Here is a 20,085-nt window from a genome sequence, read left to right on the forward strand (position 1 = left end):
GATTACGAGGCCTGATCGTGCGCCGTCGCTCTCTTCTTCTTGCCGCTGTTCCTGCTGGGCTGGTTGTTGTCGCCGGGTGTGGTGACGGGAAGTCCGGATCGAGCAAGGCGACTGCGTCGCCGTCGGCTTCGGCGACGTCGGCCGCGCCGCCTCCGAAGATCGTGGAGGGGCCGCTTCCGGCGATCACGGCGGGTGTGAAGTTCAATGAGAAGCCGACGGTGGCGAAGGGGCCGGGGGAGCCGTCGAAGCAGTTGGCGGTGAAGACGGTGATCGCGGGTGGTGGTCGTTCGATCGCGGAGAACGACTATGTGCAGGTGAATTATCTGGGGCAGGTGTGGGACACGGCGAAGGTGTTCAACAACACGTACGACCGTAAGACCGCGTATCTGACCCAGTTGGCGCAGGGCACGATCATCGACGGCTGGCGGTATGCGCTGGTGGGGAAGAAGGTGGGCAGCCGGGTGCTGTTCTCGGTGCCGCCCACGTGGGCTTACGGGACGTCGGGCTATGCCCAGGTGGGGATCAAGGGGACGGACACGCTGGTGTTCGTGGCGGATGTGCAGGCGGCGTTCAACGCGCGGAGTTCGGCGAAGGGCAAGGTGGTCGCGCAGAGCGACGCGAAACTGCCGAAGGTGGGCACGAACACGGACGGCACGGCGCCGTCGATCGACATCCCGAAGACCGGTGCGCCGAAGGACCTGGTGGCGACCTACATCATCGAGGGTGACGGTCCGGTGGTGAAGGAGACCAGTACGGTGCTGGTGCAGTACAAGGGTGTGCTGTGGGACGGGGGGACGGTGTTCGACTCGTCGTATGCGCGGGGGGCGCTGACGTCGTTCTCGTTGGACCGGGTCGTGAAGGGCTGGGCGAAGGGTCTGGCGGGAAAGAAGGTGGGCAGCCGGGTGCTGATCGTGGTGCCGCCGAGCCTGGGGTACGGGAACAATCCGCCGTCGAACAGCGGGATCAAGAAGGACTCGACGATGGTGTTCTCGGTCGATGTCCTGGCGGCGATGTGAGGTGGGGGATGTAAGACTGGTCCTCTGTTGCCTTTCCGTGGACTAGCAGGAGCTGAAAGACGTGAACATGGAGAAGCCCGAGATCGACTTCCCCGGTGGCGAGCCCCCGGCGGACCTTGAGATCAAGGACATCTGGGAGGGTGACGGGCCGGTGGCCCAGGCGGGCCAGACGGTCACCGTGCACTATGTGGGTGTCGCCTTCAGTACGGGTGAGGAGTTCGACGCCAGCTGGAACCGGGGCACGCCGTTCCGTTTCCCGCTGGGTGCGGGCCGTGTCATCAAGGGCTGGGACCAGGGTGTGCAGGGCATGAAGGTCGGCGGGCGCCGCCAGCTGACCATTCCGGCGCATCTCGCCTACGGCAACCAGAGCCCGACGCCGGCGATCCAGCCGGGGGAGACTCTGATCTTCGTGGTCGACCTGGTGGCCGTCTGACCGCCGCGCGGCCCGGCCCGTAGCGGGTGTTGGGGGTCCGTGCCCTTCGGGGTGCGGGCCCTCCGCTTTTGCCGGGGCGCGGGGGAGCGGTACGGTCATCGGTCGTAAGCACCATAGGGAAGGCGAAGGGCGTCGATGGCCATTGCCAAGGCCGAGCGGCTGATGAACCTGGCGCTGTGTCTGCTGGGGACGAGGCGGCCGCTCAGCAAGCGTGAGCTGCGCGAGTCCATCGAGGCCTACATGGAGGCTTTCGGACCGGAGCGGGGCGGTCCCGGGTCCGACGACTCGTTCAACCGGATGTTCGAACGCGACAAGGACGATCTGCGCGAGCTGGGCCTGGTCATCGAGACGGTCGAGAACCTGGACGGCGACGTCGGCTATCTCGCCCGCCGTGACAGCAACCGGCTGCCGCCGATCGCCCTGGACGCCGAGGAGGCCGCCGCGCTGGGTCTTGCCGCGAAGGTGTGGCAGCAGGCCCGGCTGGCCGGTGCGGCCAGCGGCGCGTTGCAGAAGCTGCGCGCGGCGGGGCTTCCCGAGGAAGTCGACCCGTACGAGGTGCACGTTGCGCTGGAGCCGCGGATCCCGGTGCACGAGGCGGCGTTCGAGCCGTTGATGCTGGCCTGCCGCGACCGCCGTTCCGTGGTCTTCGACTACCGCAAGGCGAACGCGGCGGAGCCCGGGCCGCGGCATGTGGAGCCGTGGGCGCTGGAGTGCTGGCGCGGCCACTGGTATCTGGCGGGCTGGGACCGCGACCGGGGTGCGGAGCGGGTGTTCAGGCTGTCGCGGATCGCCGGCAAGGTGCGCTCGCGTGCCTCCCGGTTCACGGCGCCGGTGCCCGATGTCGTCACGGTCCGGGAGACGGTGGCGCGGTGGGCGGGGGAGATCACCGACCGCAGCGCCCGGATCCGGATGCGCAAGGGTGCCGGTTACCCCCTTCGGGCGAAAGCCACCGCTGTGCGGGAACTGGGGGACGGCTGGGACGAGTTGGATGTTCCGTACGGGCACGGTCTGGACGCCTGGCTGGTGGAGTTCGGTCCGGATGTGATTGTTGTGGAGCCCGCCGAGCTGCGGGACGACGTGGTGGACCGGCTGCGCGCGGTGGCCGGGGCCTGAGCCAGGGGGAGCGGACGAGACTGTGGCAGGCAAACCGGTCAGGCCAGCGAACGCCATCGACCAGACCCGGCGGATGCTGTCGTTGGTGACATATCTGCGGGAGCGGCCGGGGGCCCGTATCGAGGACGTGGCGCGCGCCTTCGGGATCACCGAGGACGAGCTGGTCGGCGACCTCGATGTGCTGCCCATGTGCGGCACCAGCTTCCGCGGCGGTGATCTCCTCGACATCGACACGGACGGTGAGCGCATCTGGTGGCACAACCCGTCCGCCCTGGAGGCGGAGGCGGCGGAGCCGCTGCGGATGGCCGCCGACGAGGCGACCGCCCTGCTGGTGGCGGCGCGCGCGGTGGCGACGCTGCCGGGCCTCAGGGAGAGCGACCGGCAGGCGCTGTTGCGCGCCACCGCCAAGGTGGAGGCGGCGGCGGGGGAGGCGGCCGGGGCCAGTTCCCGGCTGTCGGTGACGTTCGAGTCGGAGGGCGGAGTGTTCGCCGATGTGGACCGGGCGATCTCCGAGCGCCGTCGGCTGTGGATCCGCTACTACTCCCCGGCCCGTGACGAGGTCACCGAGCGGGAGATCGACCCGATCCGGCTGGTGAGCGTCGGGCACACCTATGTGGAGGCGTGGTGCTACCGCTCGGAGGCGCGGCGTACGTTCCGGCTGGACCGGGTCGCGGAGATCCGGGTGCTGGACGAGGCGTCGGCGCCGCCGGAGATCGAGCTGCGGGATCTGTCGCAGGCGCTGGTGCAGCCCGCGGCGGAGGACCCGGAGGTCGTCGTGGAGGTCGGTCCGGGCGGCCGCTGGGTCGCCGAGTACTACCCGCACGACAGCGCGGATGAGCTTCCCGAAGGCGGGCTGCGTATCACTCTTCGCACCCCCGACCCGGCGTCGCTGAGGCGTCTGGCGCTGCGGCTGGGCCGGGACGGGCGGATCGTGTCCCCGCCGGAGCTGGCCGCCAGCGCCCGGGACGCGGCCCGCGCGGCGCTCGCCGCGTATGAGCCGGACGGCGCGTCCGGCACGCCGGGGGGTGTCCGTGGCGGTGGCCACGGGGTCCACGACAGGCTGTACGACAGACAGGAGCGGGGACTTTGAGCGAGTCGGCGACGTCTGGTGTGGCAGGTGTGGCGGGTGTGCCCGGGGCGACCGCGGTGCGGGGCCTGTCGGTGGCGGCGGCGTTCGCCGGGATGAGAGCCGTCTCGCCGGTCGTCTTCAGGGCGGGCTGCCCGGAGTGCCGGGGCCGCTTCGAACTCGCCGCGAGCGCTCTGCTGCTGGCCGTGGGAGCCACCAGCCGCACCACCTTCTACTCCTTCACCTGCCCGGAGTGCGGATCCGCGGTGCGCAAGCCGGCGGGCGAGCGGATCGTCGAACTTCTCATCGGCGGCGGCGTCAGGACCCTGCGCCTGCACTCGGCCGTCTAGCCGCAGCCCCGGGTGCCGTTAGGCTCGGGGCATGTTCTGGCCGATGTTCGCGGTGGCCCTGGGGTTCCTGGGTCTCGCCGTCCTGGGTGTGCTGGCCGTCCGGGTGTTCGTGGAGGCACGGCGCCTGGGCCGACAGGTGTCCGAGTCCGCGCGCCGTATCAACCGTGCCGCCGAGGACCTGGAGCGGGCCGCGGTGAGCGCGGCGCGGACTGTGGACTCGCTGTGACCGATCACTGTGCATGACCTGTGAGTTCCAGGCGGGGCGTGTCATGGGCCGCCGTGCTCTGTCTCCCCGCCCGACCGGCGGGTACGCTGCTGGTCGTGGTGCGGAGATCGAGGCCCGTATCGCTGACCGGGCGTACGCACAGGGATTGCCTCACGTTTACCCCTGAGCGTTACGATCGCTGCTGACACGGCAGTTCATACCTATGTCCGACCGGTCGGACAGGCCCACCCAGCCGCCTCGGTGAGAAGGTAAAGACTTATGTTCGGAAGGCTCGGAGCCCCCGAGATCATTCTCATCCTCGTCGTCATCATCCTGCTGTTCGGCGCGAAGAAGCTTCCGGACATGGCCCGCTCGCTCGGCAAGTCCGCGCGCATCCTCAAGAGCGAGGCCAAGGCGATGAAGGAAGAGAGCAGCAGTGCCACGCCCGCCCCGGCGCCCGGCACCGGCGAGCAGCCCCCCGCCCAGCGCACCATCCAGGCGGCCCCCGGCGACGTGAACAGCGCCCGCCCGGTCAACGAGCCGACGGACACCACCCAGCGCTGACGCAGGGCCGGACGCCCCCGGCCCGCCGCACGAGATGAGGACGTGGGTTGCTCAAGTCTGCCCGCAAGCAGGAGAAGGATCCCGAGGGGCGGATGCCTCTCGCGGATCACCTTCGTGAGCTCCGCAACCGGCTCGCGAAGGCCATGCTGGCCGTCGTCGTCGTGACGACCGTCGCCGCCTTCTTCTACAACGACATCATCAACTTCCTGACGCAGCCGATCCTCGACTCGGTCGGCTGCGCGAAGAGCTTCGAGGAACTGGCCCAGTCGACGTCCAAGTCGCAGCCCTGCGCGCGGATCACCATCAACGGCCTCCTCGCCCCCTTCACGCTGGCCCTCCAGGTGTCCCTGATGGCCGGCGTCGTGTTCGCCTCACCGGTCTGGCTCTACCAGCTCTGGGCGTTCGTCGCACCCGGCCTGCACCGCCACGAGAAGAAGTACGCCTACGCGTTCGTGGGCACCGGCGTCCCGCTGTTCCTCGGCGGCGCCTTCTTCGCGTACAAGGTGATGCCCACCACCGCGAAGGTGCTGATGGGCTTCACCCCGCACGGCGTCGACAACCTGCTGCCGCTCGACGACCTGCTCCAGCTCGTCACCCGCATGGTGATCGTCTTCGGGCTGTCCTTCGAACTGCCGCTGCTGCTGGTCATGCTCAATCTCACCGGAGTGCTCAGCGGCCGGCGGATGCTCGGCTGGTGGCGCGGCATGATCCTCGGCATCACCGTCTTCGCGGCCGTCGCCACGCCCAGCACGGACCCGCTGTCCATGCTGGCGCTCGCCGGACCGATCTGGGTGCTGTACTTCGGCGCAGGCGGCTTCTCGCTGCTCAACGACCGGCGCAGGCGCCGCCGCGACCTGTCGGGCCCCGACGACGACGAGGCCTCCGATCTGGACCTCACCCCCGACGACATCGGCGAGATCGAGACCGTCTCCGCGAGCCGCGCCCTGCCCGAGCAGACGTCCACGGACCGCGTCAACGGCTACGACGACGTCACCTGATCAGCCCGGCACCAGATGCCCGCGTCCCCTCCGGGGCGCGGGCATCTCGCGTTCGTGCTGTGGTCCGTCCCATCTTCCGGATAATGATCGTCCTGTTGTCGGTGGGGCCCGGTACGCTCGAAAGCACGATGACAGAGGACCTCTCACCGGCCGAGCGGTATGCGGCAGCACGCACGCGCGCTGCCGAGCAGGCCACCGCACTCGCGTCCTTCCGCGAGATGTACGACTTCGGCCTCGACCCCTTCCAGATCGAGGCCTGCCGGGCACTTGAGGCGGGCAAGGGCGTACTGGTCGCCGCACCCACCGGCTCGGGCAAGACGATCGTGGGCGAGTTCGCCGTCCACCTCGCCCTGCGGCAGGGCAAGAAGTGCTTCTACACGACACCCATCAAGGCGCTGTCGAACCAGAAGTACACCGATCTGTGCCGCCGTTACGGCACCGCCGAGGTCGGTCTCCTCACCGGCGACAACAGCGTCAACCCCGACGCCCCGGTGGTCGTGATGACCACCGAGGTGCTGCGGAACATGCTGTACGCGGGCTCCCGGACCCTGCTCGGACTGGGCTATGTGGTCATGGACGAGGTGCACTACCTCTCCGACCGCTTCCGCGGCGCCGTATGGGAAGAGGTGATCATCCACCTGCCCGAGTCGGTGACCCTGGTCTCCCTGTCCGCGACCGTGTCCAACGCCGAGGAGTTCGGCGACTGGCTCGACACCGTCCGCGGCGACACCCAGGTCATCGTCTCCGAGCACCGGCCCGTGCCGCTGTTCCAGCACGTCCTGGCCGGGCGCCGGATGTACGACCTGTTCGAGGAGGGCGAGGGCAGCAAGAAGGCCGTCAACCCCGACCTGACCCGGCTGGCCCGTATGGAGGCGAGCCGCCCCTCGTACCAGGACCGCAGACGCGGCCGCGGCCTGCGCGAGGCGGACCGGGAGCGGGAGCGCAGACAGCGCTCCCGCGTGTGGACGCCCAGCCGTCCCGAGGTCATCGAACGGCTCGACGCGGCGGGCCTGCTGCCCGCCATCACCTTCATCTTCAGCCGCGCCGCCTGCGAGGCCGCCGTCCAGCAGTGCCTCTACGCCGGGCTGCGCCTGAACGACGAGGACGCCCGCGCCCAGGTCCGCACCCTCGTCGAGGAACGCACCGCGTCCATCCCCGCCGAGGACCTCCATGTCCTCGGCTACTACGAATGGCTGGAGGGCCTCGAACGCGGCATCGCCGCCCACCACGCGGGCATGCTGCCGACGTTCAAGGAGGTCGTCGAGGAACTCTTCGTACGCGGCCTGGTCAAGGCCGTGTTCGCCACCGAGACCCTCGCGCTCGGCATCAACATGCCCGCCCGCTCCGTGGTGCTGGAGAAACTCGTCAAGTGGAACGGCGAGCAGCACGCCGACATCACCCCCGGCGAGTACACCCAGCTCACCGGCCGGGCCGGCCGCCGCGGCATCGACGTCGAGGGCCATGCCGTGGTGCTGTGGCAGCGCGGCATGAGCCCCGAGCACCTCGCCGGACTCGCCGGCACCCGCACCTATCCGCTGCGCTCCAGCTTCAAGCCGTCGTACAACATGGCGGTCAACCTGGTCGAGCAGTTCGGCCGGCACCGCTCGCGTGAACTCCTGGAGACCTCCTTCGCACAGTTCCAGGCCGACAAGTCGGTCGTCGGGATCTCCCGGCAGGTGCAGCGCAACGAGGAGGGCCTGGCCGGCTACAAGGAGTCCATGACCTGCCACCTCGGCGACTTCGACGAGTACGCCGCGCTGCGCCGCGAACTCAAGGACCGCGAGACCGAACTGGCCCGCCAGGGAGTCGCCCAGCGCCGTGCGGAGGCCGCCGTCGCCTTGGAGAAGCTCAAACCGGGCGACGTCATCCACGTGCCCACCGGCAAGTACGCCGGGCTGGCCCTGGTGCTGGACCCCGGGCTGCCCGCGGGCCGCTCCAACGGCCACCGCGGCGTCGAGTACCACGACGGCCCGCGCCCGCTCGTCCTCACCGCCGAACGGCAGGTCAAACGCCTCGCGTCCATCGACTTCCCGGTGCCCGTCGAGCCGCTGGAGCGGATGCGCATCCCCCAGTCCTTCAACCCGCGCTCCCCGCAGTCCCGCCGCGACCTAGCCACCGCACTGCGCACGAAGGCCGGGCACATCCCGCCCGAGCGGCAGCGCAAACGGCGCTCCCAGGCCGCCGACGACCGCGAGATCGCCCGGCTGCGCACCGCGATCCGCGCCCACCCCTGCCACGGCTGCAACGACCGTGAGGACCACGCCCGCTGGGCCGAGCGCCACCACCGGCTGCTGCGCGACACCTCCCAGCTGGAGCGGCGCATCGAGGGGCGCACCAACACCATCGCCCGCACCTTCGACCGTATCGTCGCCCTCCTCACCGAACTCGACTATCTGCGAGCCGACGACGTCACCGAGCACGGCAGACGCCTCGCGCGGCTCTACGGCGAACTCGACCTGCTCGCCAGCGAATGCCTGCGCGCCGGCGTCTGGGAGGGCCTCTCGCCCTCCGAACTCGCCGCCTGTGTCTCCGCGCTGGTCTACGAGTCCCGGGTCGCCGACGACGCCATGGCGCCCAAGGTGCCCTCCGGCCGGGCCAAGGCCGCGCTCGGCGAGATGGTCCGCATCTGGGGACGCCTCGACGGGCTGGAGGAGGAGTTCCGTATCAAGCAGTCCGAGGGTGTCGGACAGCGCGAACCGGACCTCGGGTTCGCCTGGGCCGCGTACATGTGGGCTGAGGGCAAGGGGCTCGACGAGGTGCTGCGCGAGGCGGAGATGCCGGCGGGGGACTTTGTGCGGTGGTGCAAGCAGGTGATCGATGTGCTGGGGCAGATTTCCTCCGCGCCGTCTCCTGCGGAGGGCTCTGGCGTGGCTCGGGTTGCGCGTAAGGCGGTTGATCAGTTGCTGCGGGGCGTGGTGGCTTACTCGTCTGTGGGGTGACCTGTCGTCTGGTGGGTGCGGGTTGACTGTGGCTGGTCGCTCCCCCAAGTTCTCAACTCCGTTCGAACAGGGAGGTACCCCCATCGCGGCGGAGCCGCATATCGATACAGCCCCGCGCCCCTGAGGCAAGTTGCCCACCCGGCGATTCACTATGACCGCCAACTGACGTCACCGTTCACTCGTCGCGGTGACGGTTTTTCGCATGCCCGTACGCCGTGACGGCTTGTGTGCGAATGATGTCTGAGTGTGTAAATGGGGGAGACGGTACTCCTGTTCCGTGGTCCGGTTCAGGTGGTTGCCGAATATGACATGGCGATGATCCTGCCGGACTATGCTCGCCCGCAGCGCACCGAGTTGGGCGTAATTCGTGCGCTTGTTCCCGAATCTTCGAGCTCCCCCGATTCCCTGCCGATTCGTCCAGAGGGCTTACCAGGTGAACGCTCACTTCCCTTATGCGCGCATGCTGTTGCTGCCCGCGACACTGGCGGCCGCGGTGACCGGGAGCGCCGCCGTCTTGGCGCCGCAGGCCGGAACAGCCGTCGCCTGGTGCGGCGGTACCGCGACCCTCTTCGTGCTCGCCGCTGCCGCCCAGGCCGTGCGCCGCACCCGTGAACTGCATCGACTGCGGGCCCGGCACACCCGGGAGACAGCGCAGCTCGAACACCGCATCGCCGCCCATGAAACCGAAGTCGCCCGGCTCGCCGCCGAGATCATGCCGACCGCCCTGCTGCGGCTGCGCGCCGGCGAGTCCCCGCAGGAGGTGATGCGCCACACCGTCGACGCCCACCCCCAGTGGCGTCTGCTCCCCGACTCCCAGCGCGCCCTGCTGCGCACCGTGCTCGACATCGTCGACACCGAGGAGGCGCTGCGCGACTCCTCCCAGCGCTCCTTCGTCAGCATCGCCCGCCGCGTCCAGGCCATCGTGCACCAACAGGCCAAGGAACTCAGGGAGATGGAGGAGGACCACGGCCGCAACCCCGAGGTCTTCGACGACCTCCTGCGGATCGACCACGGCACCGCGCTGATCGGCCGCCTCGCCGACTCCATCTCCGTGCTCGGCGGCGGACGCCCCGGCCGCCAGTGGCCGCTGCCCGTCCCCCTCTACAGCGTGCTGCGCGGCGCCATGTCCCGCATCCTCGACTACCGCCGGGTCGAGCTGCACTCCATCGCCCAGGTCAACATCAGGGGCATCCACGTCGAACCCGTCATCCACGCAGCCGCCGAACTCCTCGACAACGCCACCCGCTACTCGCCCCCGCAGACCAAGGTGCACGTCACGGCCGTAGAGGTGCAGACCGGCGTCGCCATCGAGATCGAGGACGCCGGCGTCAGCCTCAGCGAGGAGGCCCGCGCCCGCGCCGAGGGCATGCTGGAACGCGCCAGGACCGGGTTCGACATGCAGGACCTCGGCGAGAGCCCGCGCCTCGGCCTCGCCGTCGTCGGACGGCTGTGCGCGGCGTACGACATGCAGGTCTCGCTGCGGGCCTCCGCCTACGGCGGGGTGCGCGCCGTGATGATCGTGCCCGCCGCCATGCTCACCGCCGATCCCGCACCCGCCCTCGCCCACGGCATCGGCGTCACCGCCGCGCCCCGGACCGAGCTCGGCGCCCTGGCGGGCCCCGCGCGCCCGCCCAAGAAGCGCCGCCCCACCAGCCCGCGCATCCCGGCCGCGGGCACCCCGGAGGACGACGTCCCCGAGGTCAGCGAGTGGACCGACAAGGGGCTCCCGCAGCGTCGTAGCCGGGTCAGGACACCGCTGGGCAGCCGGTCCGCCGAGCACGCCGCACGCCCCGCGCCCGCGCCGGCCGCCGCCCCCGTGGCATCGGCGGGACCGTCCGCGAGGCCGGCGGCGCAGGGCCCCGAACCCGGCCTGTGGGTCGAGGCGTTCATGAGCGGACTCAGACGCGGCACCGACGCCGCCGCACCCAGCCAGCCCACCACCAGCGAGCCGGCCCGCAGCGAGGCCGACGACGAGGGGGACCCCAAGTGATCCAGCAGCGTGCCAACTTCGACTGGATGCTCAAGGATCTCGCCGACGGCGTACCGGGTATCGAGATGATCGTGGTGCTCTCCGCCGACGGACTGCGCATCGCCCGCCACGGCGGTGACCCGGACGCGGCCGACCGGGTGGCCGCCGCCTGCGCCGGACTCCAGAGCCTGGCCGGTGCCGTCGCCACCGAGATCCCCGCCAGCGACGGCCGGATGCGCATGGTCATCATCGAGATCGACGGCGGCTACTTCTATCTGATGGCCGCGGGCCCCAACGCCTACCTGGCCGTACTGTCCGACGTGGTCGCCGAGCCCGGTCTGATGAGCAATCGCATGCGCGACCTCGTGGTACGGATCGGCGCCCATCTGACCAGTCCGCCGCGTGGCGACGGGCAGACCGTATGACGCCTCCGCAACGCCTAAGGCGCCACCCTCAGCAGGAACCGCCGCCGACGGGCCCCGGGCACGGCGACGCGAAGAACCCGGAACGGCTCTATGTGCTCACCGGCGCCGCCGAGGGCGAACGCGCCGCACTCGACCTGGTCACCTTGATCGTGGCCGGCCCCGGCGACCCGCCGCCGACCCTCGCTCCCGAACAGTCGGCGCTGATCGGGCTGTGCGCCGCCCCCCTGTCCGTGGCCGAACTGTCGGCCTATCTCGACCTGCCGTTCAGCGTGGTGACCGTGCTGCTCACCGAGTTGCTCACGGCCGGACTGGTCCAGGCACGCGCCCCGATCGTCCGCCAGGCACTTCCCGACCGGTCCCTCCTCGAAGCGGTGATGCATGGACTTCAACGCCTCTGAAAGCTCCGACGGCCCGGGCCCAGGCGCGCGTTCCGGACCCGGCCCCGGCTGGCGCTCCGTCCCCTTGGCTGCCCCCTCGCCCGTCCCCGGTACCGGCCCCCGCGCCGGGGACCATCTCCCGCACTCCGCACAGGCCGCGGTGAAGATCGTGATCGTGGGCGGTTTCGGGGTCGGCAAGACCACCATGGTCGGCTCCGTCAGCGAGATCAGACCGCTGACGACCGAGGAGACCATGACCCAGGCCGGTATCGGCGTCGACGACGACTACGGCTCCGACACCAAGACCGCCACCACCGTGGCCATGGACTTCGGCCGCATCAGCATCTCCGCCCGGCTGGTCCTCTATCTCTTCGGCACCCCCGGCCAGGAACGCTTCTGGTTCCTGTGGAACGGCCTGTTCGAGGGCGCGCTCGGCGCCGTCGTCCTCGTCGACACCCGCCGTCTCGAGGTCAGCTTCGACGTCATCGGGCGCTTGGAGGAACGCGGCGTGCCCTTCGTCGTCGCCGTCAACTCCTTCCCCGACGCGCCCCGTCACCCCATCGCCGATCTGCGCGCGGCGCTCGATCTGGCCGAGGAGATCCCCATCGTGGAGTGCGACGCGCGCCGGCGCGCCTCCAGCCGGGACGTCCTGATCACCCTGACGCGCTTCCTGCACTCGCTCGCCCTGACCGGCGCGCTCACCTGATCCCCGTATCCGCCCGCACCCCCCACCCCTCCAACCCCCCACCCGCAGCGACCTGTTCCCCTCTGCTCCGGAGCGACCACAGTGACGCCTGAACCCCGATTCCCGGCCGGTACCGACGCCTCCAGGCCCGGCCCGCCCCCCGGCTGCCCCGCGCACGGCGGCGGACCCCGTCGCCTCTACGGCCCCGAGGCGCACGACCTCGGAAGCGTCTACGAGCACCTGCGAGTCGAACACGGCCCCGTGGCCCCTGCGTTGCTCCACGACGACGTGCCCGTCTGGGTCGTCCTCGGCCACGCCGAGAACCTGCACATGGTGCGCACCCCCTCCCAGTACTGCCGTGACAGCCGTATCTGGACCCCGCTCAAGGAGGGCAGGGTCAAGCCCGACCACCCGCTCATGCCGTTCATCGCCTGGGAGCCCATCTGCTCCTACGCCGAGGGCGACGAGCATCTGCGGCTGCGCGGCGCGGTCACCGCCGCCCTGGCGACCATCGACCACCGCGGTGTCCGCCGCCACATCAACCGCTACACCCAGCGCCTGGTCAACACCTTCTGCGAGCAGGGCCGCGCCGATCTCGTCGGCCAGTTCGCCGAGCACCTCCCGATGGCCGTGATGTGCGAACTGCTCGGCCTGCCCGAGGAGTACAACGACCGCATGGTGGAGGCCGCCCGCGACATGCTCAAGGGCACCGACACCGCCATCGCCAGCCACGCCTACGTCATGGAGGCGCTAGGGAAGCTCACCGAACGGCGGCGCGCACGGCCGGAGGAGGACCTGGCGAGCCGGCTCGTCGAACACCCGGCGCAGCTCACCGACGACGAGGTCACCAAACACCTCTGGGTCGTCCTCATGGCGGCCTACGAGGCCACCGTCAACCTCATCTCCAACGTGCTGCGCATGGTCCTCACCGACCCGCGCTTCCGCGCTCAGCTCAACGGCGGCCAGATGACGGTGCCGGAGGCCGTGGAGCAGACCCTGTGGGACGAACCGCCGTTCAGTACCGTGTTCGCCTACTTCGCCAAGCAGGACACGGAGTTGGGCGGGCAGCGCATCCGCAGGGGCGACGGGCTGCTGTTCGGCATCGCGCCGGGCAACGTCGACCCGCGCATCCGGCCCGACCTGGCCGCCGGGATGCAGGGCAACCGCTCCCATCTGGCGTTCGGCGGCGGCCCCCACGAGTGTCCCGGCCAGGACATCGGCCGCGCCATCGCCGACACCGGGGTCGACGCGCTGCTCATGCGGCTGCCGGATGTCGAACTCGACGGCGACGAGTCCGGGTTGCGGTGGACCGAGGCCATCTCCTCACGCCATCTGGTGGAACTCCCCGTACGGTTCGAACCCCGGCCGCAGCAGGAGGTGACGGCGAAACCCGGCCTCGCCGCGATCCCGCCGCAGCGCGGCAGCTGGCAGATCGGCACCCCCGTGCCGACGGCCGACCCCGCAGGGCCGCAGCCCAAGCGGCAGCCCCAACCGCAACACCAGTCCCAGCCTGAGCCCCGACCGCAGCCCGAGCCGCAGCCGGTGGCCGCCGGACCCGTGCCGCCCGTCCCGGGACCCGCGCCTCACCGGCGTGCCTGGCGGCGCCTGCTGGCGTGGTGGCGCGGCCGTTGACCGGCCCTGAGCGTCCCTTGATCGGCAGCTGACGGGAGGGCGTCCCGAGGGGGCTCCGGTGATGTCCGCGGTCATCCCCCGGCGGCCCACTCCTCGTACCGCTCCCACGCCAGCAGGGACCGCCCGCTGGTGAACCGGTGCTCCACCCCTGTGACCGGATCGGTGAACTCCAGCCCGCGCGCCAGCAGTTGCAGCGGGCGGCGGAAGTCGCCGGCCGGTCCGGGGCCGGTCACCACCGGGTAGAGGGGGTCGCCGAGGATCGGTATGCCGAGGGCGTTCATATGCACCCTCAGCTGATGGGTCTGCCCGGTGCCGGGCACCAGCCGGTACCGGGCGAGCCCGTCCGCCCGGTACTCGGCGAGTTCCACGCGGCTCACCGCGTTGGGCTCGCCCTCGACCTCGCGCGCGGCCAGCACCCCGCGCTCCTTCACGATCCTGCTGCGCACCGTGCGGGGCAGGGCGAGGTCCGGGTCGTAGGGGGCGACGGCCTCGTACTCCTTGTGCACCCGCCGGTCCCGGAACAGCGTCTGGTAGGCGCCGCGCTCCTCGGGCCGCACGGTGAACAGCACCAGTCCCGCCGTCAGCCGGTCGAGCCGGTGCGCAGCGCCGAGCGCCGGAAGGCCCAGCTCCCGCCGCAGCCGGGCCGTCGCGGTCTCGGTGACATGGCTGCCGCGCGGGACGGTCGCCAGGAAGTGCGGCTTGTCCGCGACGACGATGTGCTCGTCGCGGTGGACCACCTCGATATCGAACGGCACCCGCGGTTCCGCGGCCCGCTCGCGGTGGAACCACACGTACATCCCCGGCACGAACGCCGCGTCGGGCGCCACCGGCCGCCCGTCGGCCCCCACCATGAGCCCCGCGTCCAGCATCCGCTCCACGACCCCGGGCCCCGCCCCCGACAGCCGCTCGACCAGATGCTCGCGCACCGTGTCCCACGGACCCTCGGCGGGCAGCCGCACCCGCACCGCGTCGATCCCGTCGCGCTGCGGGAGCGGTGAGGGCGGGGTGCGCGTCTTCCGTCTCATCGCGGCAAGGGTAGGCGTTCGGGCACATCTTGCGGGAACGGCCAACGGCGGCTTGCGGGAAGGGGCAATGGCGGTTTGCAGGAACGGACAACGGCGGCTTGCAGGAACGGACAACGGCGGCCCGGAACGCGATACATCGTGTGTATTGACGGCGTGCGGTGGATCGCGATATGTTCGGCTACGGATATTCGGGAGCGAGGCCGCAGGCCGTCGCCGACAGTTCGGGGACGGTCCGGGGACGGGGTGAAGGTCATGGCGTCGATGAAGCGCCGCAAGCTGAGCAATCCGCTGGCGCTGGCCGTGATGGTCACCCTGTGGCAGAAGCCGATGCATCCCTACGAGATCGCCCAGACCCTGCGCCGTCAGGGCAAGGACACCAGTACGAAGATCAACTACGGCTCCCTCTACACGGTCGTGCAGAACCTCGAGAAGCACGGCTTCGTCGAGATAACCGACATAGAACGGCAGGGCAACCGCCCCGAACGCACCGTCTACGGGCTCACCGAGTCGGGACGCCTGGAGGCCGCCGAGTGGCTCTCGGACCTGCTGGCCGTCCCGGTCAAGGAGTACCCGATCTTCGAGACCGCGCTGTCGCTGATCGGCGCACTCTACCCCGACGAGGTGGCCCGACTCCTCGAGGAACGGCTGTCGAATCTGGAGGTGGCGGCGGCGAGCGGACGCGGCGCGCTGGAGAAGCTGTCCCAGCGCGTGCCGCGGCTGTTCCTCGTCGAGACCGAGTACCAGGTGCACATGGTCGAGGCGCAGGCCGAGTGGGTCCGCGGACTGATCGAGGAGATCAGAAAGGGCACCCTGGCGGGCGTCGAGGAATGGCGCCGCTTCCACGAGACAGGGGAACTGCCACCGGAATTCAGGTGACCGAGAACCGAGAAAACTGAGCAAACCGAGAAGAAGGACCCCGACCGGGCTGTTCCAGCAGCCCTGCCGGGGTCCCGAACCCCGGACCGACCACGCCGTGCGGCGCGGCCAGGCGATCGAGGTGCGGCACACCCAGGATAGCCCGGCGCTCTTCGCACGGATCGGTCCACTCGACCGCACCATCGGAGAGACACAGCCATGAAACCCATGAACGCCACGAACGCCCTGAACGCCACGGGCAGAGACACCCGCGCGCCCGCCGTGCGGGCGCGTCAGCTGGTCAAGACCTATCCCGGTGATGTCACCGCCCTCAGCAACATGGACATCACCGTCGAACCCGGCACCGTCTTCGGGCTCCTCGGCCCCAACGGTGCCGGGAAGTCCACCACCGTCAAGATCCTCACCACCCTTGCCCGCCCCGATTCGGGCACCGCCACCGTCGCCGGGCACGACGTACTGCGCCACCCCGACCGGGTGCGCCGCGCCATCGGTGTCGTCGCCCAGGGCTCCGGCGCCGACCCGGTCGCCACCGGCCGCGAGAACCTCCAGCTCCAGGGCAGGCTCTACGGCATGAGGGGCGCCGTTCTCGACCGCCGCGTCGACGAGCTGCTCGACCGCTTCTCCCTCACCGACGCCGCGCGCCGCCAGGTCAAGGGCTACTCCGGCGGTATGCGGCGGCGCCTGGACGTCGCCCTCGGCCTGGTGCACCGGCCCGAGGTGCTGTTCCTCGACGAGCCGACCACCGGACTCGACCCGGAGGCCCGCACCGCGATGTGGGACGAGATCGGCCGCCTGGCCGGTGAGGAGGGCCTGACCATTCTGCTTACCACCCACTATCTGGAGGAGGCCGACCGGCTCGCCGAGCGCATCGCGATCGTCGACCGCGGCCGTGTCGTCGTCGAGGGCACGCCCGACGCCCTCAAGGGCGAACTGCGCGGCGACGCGGTCCATGTGGAACTGCGCGAGCCGGTCGGAGAAGCCGGGCGTGAGCTGCTGAGCGGCGCCCTCACCGGACTGCCGGGCGTGCACGAGGTGCTGATCGACGGACGCCGTATCAGCGCCCGAGCCGACGACGGCGCCGCCGCCGTCCCCGCGCTGCTCGGTGCGCTGGAGCGCGCCGGGGCCGGTGTCGCCTCCGCGACCGTCGCCCGGCCCTCTCTCGACGACGTCTACCTCCGCCACGCGGGCCGCCGTTACTCCGAGGCCGGCACCGGCGCCGCGGACACCGACGGGGTCCTCGCCCTCGCCGGAGGTGCGCGATGAGCACCGCCGTCACCCAGACCTGGTACATGACCCGACGTCAGCTCATGGTGTTCGCGCGCCAGCCCGCGTACGCGATCGTCACCCTGGTCCAGCCGGTGATCTGGCTGTTCCTGTTCGGCAGCCTCTTCAAGAAGGTCGTCGAGCTCGGCGGCTTCGGCACCACGTCCTATCTCGACTATCTGGTGCCGGGCGTGGTCGTGATGAGCGCGCTCAGCTCCAACATGTGGGCCGGCATGGGCACCTTGGAGGAGATCCAGCGCGGCACCCTCGACCGCTTCCTGACCACCCCGGTCAGCAGAGCGGCCCTGATGAACGGCAATGTCGTCAACAACGGCCTGGTCACCGCACTCCAGTCGGTCGTCATCGTGCTGCTCGGCCTGCTGGGCGGCGCGGACTACGCCGGTGGCGTGGCCGGTGTCGCGGTCCTGGTCCTCGCCGCCGTGCTGCTCGGCACGATCTTCGGAGCGCTGTCCAACACGCTCGGGATGCTGGTGCGCGAGCGGGAATCGATCATCGGCATCAACACCTTTCTGCTGCTGCCGCTGACCTTCCTGTCCAGCGCCTTCATGGCGTCCGCGCAGATGCCCTCCTGGATCCGGCACGTCGCCGACTTCAACCCGCTCGACTGGGCCATGGTCGCGGGCCGCTCCGCGCTCTCCGGACACCCGGACTGGGGCGATGTGTTCAGCCGGGCCGGGGGACTGCTGGCGCTCGCGGTGGCCGCGGTGTGGCTGTCCATACGGACGTTCCGGTCCTACCAGCGGTCGGTGTGAGCGAGGGGGTGACCATGCCGGAGCGGCGGTGCCCTGTGACGGGCCCCGCCGCTCCCGGTCGGCTTCCGGTCGGCTCGCGTTCAGCTCAGGGACGGTTCAGGCGGCCGTGGCCGTGCCCTCCTGCCCAGCCCCCTCCTGCCCGTCGCCCTCCTGCTCGGCTTCGATCCGCGCGTTCCACTCCCGCTTCGACGCCTGCCAGCCGTCCTCGTCGTGGCCGAGGCGCCAGTAACCGGAGATCGACAGATCCTCGCGCGGCACCTGCAGTTCGACTCTCAGCAGCCGCCGCAAATCCTTCACGAACCCGGCCTCGCCGTGCACGAAGGCGTGCATCCGGCCCGCCGGGAACTCCAGTGCCCGTACGGCCGCCGCCAGCGCCTCGCCGACCGGCCGGTCGCCGCGGTGCAGCCAGACGACCTCCACGTCGGAGTCGAACTTCTGCTCCTCCTCGGGCCCGGAGACCTCGACGAAGGCACGGGCGGTGGCACCGGCGGGCAGCGCCTCCAGGGAACGGGCGATCGCGGGCAGCGCGCTCTCGTCACCGGCCAGCAGATGCCAGTCCGCGTCCGGGTCGGGGGCGTAGGCGCCGCCCGGGCCCATGAACCGCACGGTGTCACCGGGGCGTGCCCGCACCGCCCAGGGCCCCGCCAGACCCTCGTCACCGTGGATCACGAAGTCCAGCGTCAGCTCCAGATGCTCCGGATCCCAGGCGCGTACCGTGTACGTCCGGGTCACCGGCCACTGCTCGCGCGGGAACTCGGCCCGGATCCGCTCCAGGTCGAAGGGCTCCGGGTAGACGGCGCCACCGGTCGGGAACAGCAGCTTGACGTAGTGATCGGTGCAGGTGTCCGCCGCGAATCCGGTCAGCCCCGGACCACCGAGCACCACACGCTGCATGTGCGGGGACAGCCGCTCGGTCCGGACGACCTGCGCGGAATGGGGCTTGCGCGGCTTCCGCGCCGGGCGCACTGCCATGAGGCCTCCCAAGTGTTCCCTTGCTTAGGTTTACCTAAGCTAGCACCCCTCGCTTTGTGCGCGACAAGAGCAACGCCGAGCGCTCCGCTGAGGGCGCTGCGGGCGAGCCGAGGTGTGCCTCGCGTGAAGGCCGACACCTGCTGTGGCGGGCGGCTGATGATGGGCGGACGAGGGGGCTGCTGTGCGCCGCCTGCCTGCGGTTGGCGTGCCGCACCCCGCCCGGGTCTGTCGGCCGATGACCCAGGGCTTGTACCGGCTGGCCCATGCCCCCGAGCCCGGCCCTGCCGCACGCGGCAGCCGGCCCTGCCGCACGCGGCAGGCGTCACGCCGTCAGTGTCGTCAGCAGGCGGCGCAGAGGGCTGCCCAGGCCCCAGCGGGTCGACAGGGCGTCCAGGGCTGCCGGGTCGCGCGGGGTGCGGGGGAGAGCCGTGCTGATGTCGGGGAGCGGGACGTCGTCCGCCACCCGTACCACCTTCGGGGCCACCGCGACGTACGGCCGGGCCTCCTGCAGACGCCCCCGCTGGGACGGGGTGAGTTTCGCCTTCGGGTCGTCGAGCGCGGCCATGATGCCGGGCACGTCGCCGAACTCGGTGAGCAGCTTGGCGGCCGTCTTCTCGCCGATGCCGGGCACGCCGGGCAGGCCGTCGCTCGGGTCGCCGCGCAGCAGCGCCAGGTCCGCGTACCCCCGCCCGTCGACGCCGTACTTCTCGCGCAGCACCGCCTCGTCGGTCAGTTGGAGCGTGCCGACGCCCTTGAGCGGGTAGAGCACCCGCACCCCGCGCCTGTCGTCGACCAGCTGGTACAGATCGCGGTCGCCGGTGACGATGTCGACCGGGCCCTTCGCGTGCGCGGTGAAGGCGCCGATCACGTCGTCCGCCTCGTACCCGGCGACGCCCACCCGGGCGATGCCGATCGCGTCGAGGACCGCCTCGATCACCGGGACCTGCGGCGACAGGGTGTCCGGCACCTGCTCCTCGTCCGGCCCCGCCGTGTGCTCGACGGCGACGCGGTGCGCCTTGTACGACGGGATGAGGTCGACCCGCCACTGCGGGCGCCAGTCGGCGTCCATGCACGCCACCAGGTCGCTCGGCCGGTGGTCCCTGACCAGGCGGTCGATGAACTCCAGCAGCCCGCGCACGGCGTTCACCGGGGTGCCGTCCGGGGCCTGCACGGACTCCGGGACGCCGAAGTAGGCACGGAAGTAGAGCGAGGCGGTGTCGAGAAGCATGAGTCGTCCGGTCACGTCTCGCATCATGCCGCACGGCACCGACAGCCACCCGGCGGTGAGAGCCGACGGCTGGGTCATGGCCGATCTCAAGGCGTACTGTCATGAGCAGTTACGAAGCTTGCCGACAAGAACCTGGTCATCGGTACGAAAAGGATCCAGCCAATCACGGAGCGTCA

General features: G+C 70.7%; 20 protein-coding genes. 17 read left to right on the forward strand and 3 right to left on the reverse strand.

Annotated elements, in window-relative coordinates:
* Nucleotides 1–17 precede the first annotated feature (17 nt).
* The 14 genes from ACSYGN_RS32935 (at nt 18) to ACSYGN_RS33000 (ending at nt 13,772) form a co-directional block, all read left to right on the forward strand.
* Nucleotides 18–1,016, forward strand: coding sequence for an FKBP-type peptidyl-prolyl cis-trans isomerase (locus ACSYGN_RS32935; protein WP_460402138.1), 999 nt, complete (start codon nt 18–20; stop codon nt 1,014–1,016).
* A gap of 61 nt (nt 1,017–1,077) precedes the next feature.
* Entirely contained in the window at nt 1,078–1,449 is a 372-nt protein-coding gene (locus ACSYGN_RS32940) for an FKBP-type peptidyl-prolyl cis-trans isomerase (RefSeq protein ID WP_460402140.1), read from the forward strand.
* A 135-nt stretch (nt 1,450–1,584) separates the two neighbouring features.
* A complete protein-coding gene (locus tag ACSYGN_RS32945; protein WP_460402142.1) occupies nt 1,585–2,562 on the forward strand; it encodes a helix-turn-helix transcriptional regulator in 978 nt (325 codons plus the stop codon).
* A gap of 22 nt (nt 2,563–2,584) precedes the next feature.
* Nucleotides 2,585–3,652 (forward strand): helix-turn-helix transcriptional regulator, encoded by a 1,068-nt coding sequence (locus tag ACSYGN_RS32950; protein ID WP_460402144.1) that lies wholly within the window; start codon nt 2,585–2,587, stop codon nt 3,650–3,652.
* The gene (locus ACSYGN_RS32955; protein WP_460402146.1) at nt 3,649–3,978 is read left to right on the forward strand and encodes a hypothetical protein; all 330 of its coding nucleotides are present in this window, start codon (nt 3,649–3,651) and stop codon (nt 3,976–3,978) included. Before ACSYGN_RS32950 ends, ACSYGN_RS32955 begins: the two co-directional genes overlap by 4 nt.
* Before the next feature lie 31 nt (nt 3,979–4,009).
* Nucleotides 4,010–4,204: a hypothetical protein gene (locus ACSYGN_RS32960; RefSeq protein WP_460402148.1), complete on the forward strand. Its 195-nt coding sequence runs from the start codon at nt 4,010–4,012 to the stop codon at nt 4,202–4,204.
* A 258-nt stretch (nt 4,205–4,462) separates the two neighbouring features.
* Nucleotides 4,463–4,747: a Sec-independent protein translocase subunit TatA gene (tatA, locus tag ACSYGN_RS32965; protein WP_460402150.1), complete on the forward strand. Its 285-nt coding sequence runs from the start codon at nt 4,463–4,465 to the stop codon at nt 4,745–4,747.
* 47 nt (nt 4,748–4,794) lie between these two features.
* The gene (gene tatC / locus ACSYGN_RS32970) at nt 4,795–5,745 is read left to right on the forward strand and encodes a twin-arginine translocase subunit TatC (RefSeq protein ID WP_460402152.1); all 951 of its coding nucleotides are present in this window, start codon (nt 4,795–4,797) and stop codon (nt 5,743–5,745) included.
* An 83-nt stretch (nt 5,746–5,828) separates the two neighbouring features.
* Nucleotides 5,829–8,684 carry a DEAD/DEAH box helicase gene (locus ACSYGN_RS32975; protein WP_460402154.1) on the forward strand — a complete coding sequence of 952 codons (2,856 nt, stop codon included), beginning with the start codon at nt 5,829–5,831 and terminating at the stop codon, nt 8,682–8,684.
* Between the two features lie 460 nt (nt 8,685–9,144).
* Complete coding sequence (locus ACSYGN_RS32980; RefSeq protein ID WP_460402156.1) at nt 9,145–10,674, forward strand: sensor histidine kinase; 1,530 nt, start codon at nt 9,145–9,147, stop codon at nt 10,672–10,674.
* Nucleotides 10,671–11,078, forward strand: coding sequence for a roadblock/LC7 domain-containing protein (locus ACSYGN_RS32985; RefSeq protein ID WP_460402158.1), 408 nt, complete (start codon nt 10,671–10,673; stop codon nt 11,076–11,078). Before ACSYGN_RS32980 ends, ACSYGN_RS32985 begins: the two co-directional genes overlap by 4 nt.
* Complete coding sequence (locus ACSYGN_RS32990; RefSeq protein WP_460402160.1) at nt 11,075–11,476, forward strand: DUF742 domain-containing protein; 402 nt, start codon at nt 11,075–11,077, stop codon at nt 11,474–11,476. The genes ACSYGN_RS32985 and ACSYGN_RS32990 overlap by 4 nt, the downstream gene beginning before the upstream one ends.
* Before the next feature lie 64 nt (nt 11,477–11,540).
* On the forward strand, nt 11,541–12,161 hold the full coding sequence (locus ACSYGN_RS32995) for a GTP-binding protein (RefSeq protein ID WP_460402162.1): 621 nt from the start codon (nt 11,541–11,543) through the stop codon (nt 12,159–12,161).
* Nucleotides 12,162–12,242: 81 nt separating this feature from the next.
* A complete protein-coding gene (locus ACSYGN_RS33000) occupies nt 12,243–13,772 on the forward strand; it encodes a cytochrome P450 (RefSeq protein WP_460402164.1) in 1,530 nt (509 codons plus the stop codon).
* A gap of 71 nt (nt 13,773–13,843) precedes the next feature.
* On the opposite strand, the gene ACSYGN_RS33005 is transcribed toward ACSYGN_RS33000, so the two are convergent.
* Complete coding sequence (locus ACSYGN_RS33005) at nt 13,844–14,797, reverse strand: RluA family pseudouridine synthase (RefSeq protein ID WP_460402166.1); 954 nt, start codon at nt 14,795–14,797, stop codon at nt 13,844–13,846.
* Nucleotides 14,798–15,058: 261 nt separating this feature from the next.
* On the opposite strand from ACSYGN_RS33005, the gene ACSYGN_RS33010 reads away from it, so the two are divergent.
* From ACSYGN_RS33010 to ACSYGN_RS33020, 3 genes are all read left to right on the forward strand, one after another.
* On the forward strand, nt 15,059–15,673 hold the full coding sequence (locus ACSYGN_RS33010) for a PadR family transcriptional regulator (RefSeq protein WP_460403883.1): 615 nt from the start codon (nt 15,059–15,061) through the stop codon (nt 15,671–15,673).
* A gap of 207 nt (nt 15,674–15,880) precedes the next feature.
* On the forward strand, nt 15,881–16,936 hold the full coding sequence (locus ACSYGN_RS33015; RefSeq protein WP_460402168.1) for an ATP-binding cassette domain-containing protein: 1,056 nt from the start codon (nt 15,881–15,883) through the stop codon (nt 16,934–16,936).
* Complete coding sequence (locus tag ACSYGN_RS33020) at nt 16,933–17,709, forward strand: ABC transporter permease (RefSeq protein ID WP_460402170.1); 777 nt, start codon at nt 16,933–16,935, stop codon at nt 17,707–17,709. The genes ACSYGN_RS33015 and ACSYGN_RS33020 overlap by 4 nt, the downstream gene beginning before the upstream one ends.
* A 96-nt stretch (nt 17,710–17,805) precedes the next feature.
* Here the strand turns inward: ACSYGN_RS33020 and ACSYGN_RS33025 are convergent, their stop codons facing one another.
* Together ACSYGN_RS33025 and ACSYGN_RS33030 are read right to left on the reverse strand one after the other, a co-directional pair.
* A complete protein-coding gene (locus tag ACSYGN_RS33025; protein WP_460402172.1) occupies nt 17,806–18,681 on the reverse strand; it encodes a siderophore-interacting protein in 876 nt (291 codons plus the stop codon).
* Nucleotides 18,682–19,003: 322 nt separating this feature from the next.
* Nucleotides 19,004–19,936 (reverse strand): 5'-3' exonuclease, encoded by a 933-nt coding sequence (locus ACSYGN_RS33030; RefSeq protein ID WP_460403885.1) that lies wholly within the window; start codon nt 19,934–19,936, stop codon nt 19,004–19,006.
* Nucleotides 19,937–20,085: the final 149 nt, after the last annotated feature.

The organism is Streptomyces sp. YIM S03343, assembly GCF_054729195.1.

Coding starts and splice junctions, on each gene's coding strand:
- tatA (WP_460402150.1), top strand. CDS start 4,463: ATGTTCGGAAGGCTCGGAGCCCCCGAGATCATTCTCATCCTCGTCGTC.
- ACSYGN_RS32945 (WP_460402142.1), top strand. CDS start 1,585: ATGGCCATTGCCAAGGCCGAGCGGCTGATGAACCTGGCGCTGTGTCTG.
- ACSYGN_RS33030 (WP_460403885.1), bottom strand. CDS start 19,936: ATGATGCGAGACGTGACCGGACGACTCATGCTTCTCGACACCGCCTCG.
- ACSYGN_RS32980 (WP_460402156.1), top strand. CDS start 9,145: ATGCTGTTGCTGCCCGCGACACTGGCGGCCGCGGTGACCGGGAGCGCC.
- ACSYGN_RS33020 (WP_460402170.1), top strand. CDS start 16,933: ATGAGCACCGCCGTCACCCAGACCTGGTACATGACCCGACGTCAGCTC.
- ACSYGN_RS32960 (WP_460402148.1), top strand. CDS start 4,010: ATGTTCTGGCCGATGTTCGCGGTGGCCCTGGGGTTCCTGGGTCTCGCC.
- ACSYGN_RS33025 (WP_460402172.1), bottom strand. CDS start 18,681: ATGGCAGTGCGCCCGGCGCGGAAGCCGCGCAAGCCCCATTCCGCGCAG.
- ACSYGN_RS32990 (WP_460402160.1), top strand. CDS start 11,075: ATGACGCCTCCGCAACGCCTAAGGCGCCACCCTCAGCAGGAACCGCCG.
- ACSYGN_RS33005 (WP_460402166.1), bottom strand. CDS start 14,797: ATGAGACGGAAGACGCGCACCCCGCCCTCACCGCTCCCGCAGCGCGAC.
- ACSYGN_RS33015 (WP_460402168.1), top strand. CDS start 15,881: ATGAACGCCACGAACGCCCTGAACGCCACGGGCAGAGACACCCGCGCG.
- ACSYGN_RS33010 (WP_460403883.1), top strand. CDS start 15,059: ATGAAGCGCCGCAAGCTGAGCAATCCGCTGGCGCTGGCCGTGATGGTC.
- ACSYGN_RS32975 (WP_460402154.1), top strand. CDS start 5,829: ATGATCGTCCTGTTGTCGGTGGGGCCCGGTACGCTCGAAAGCACGATG.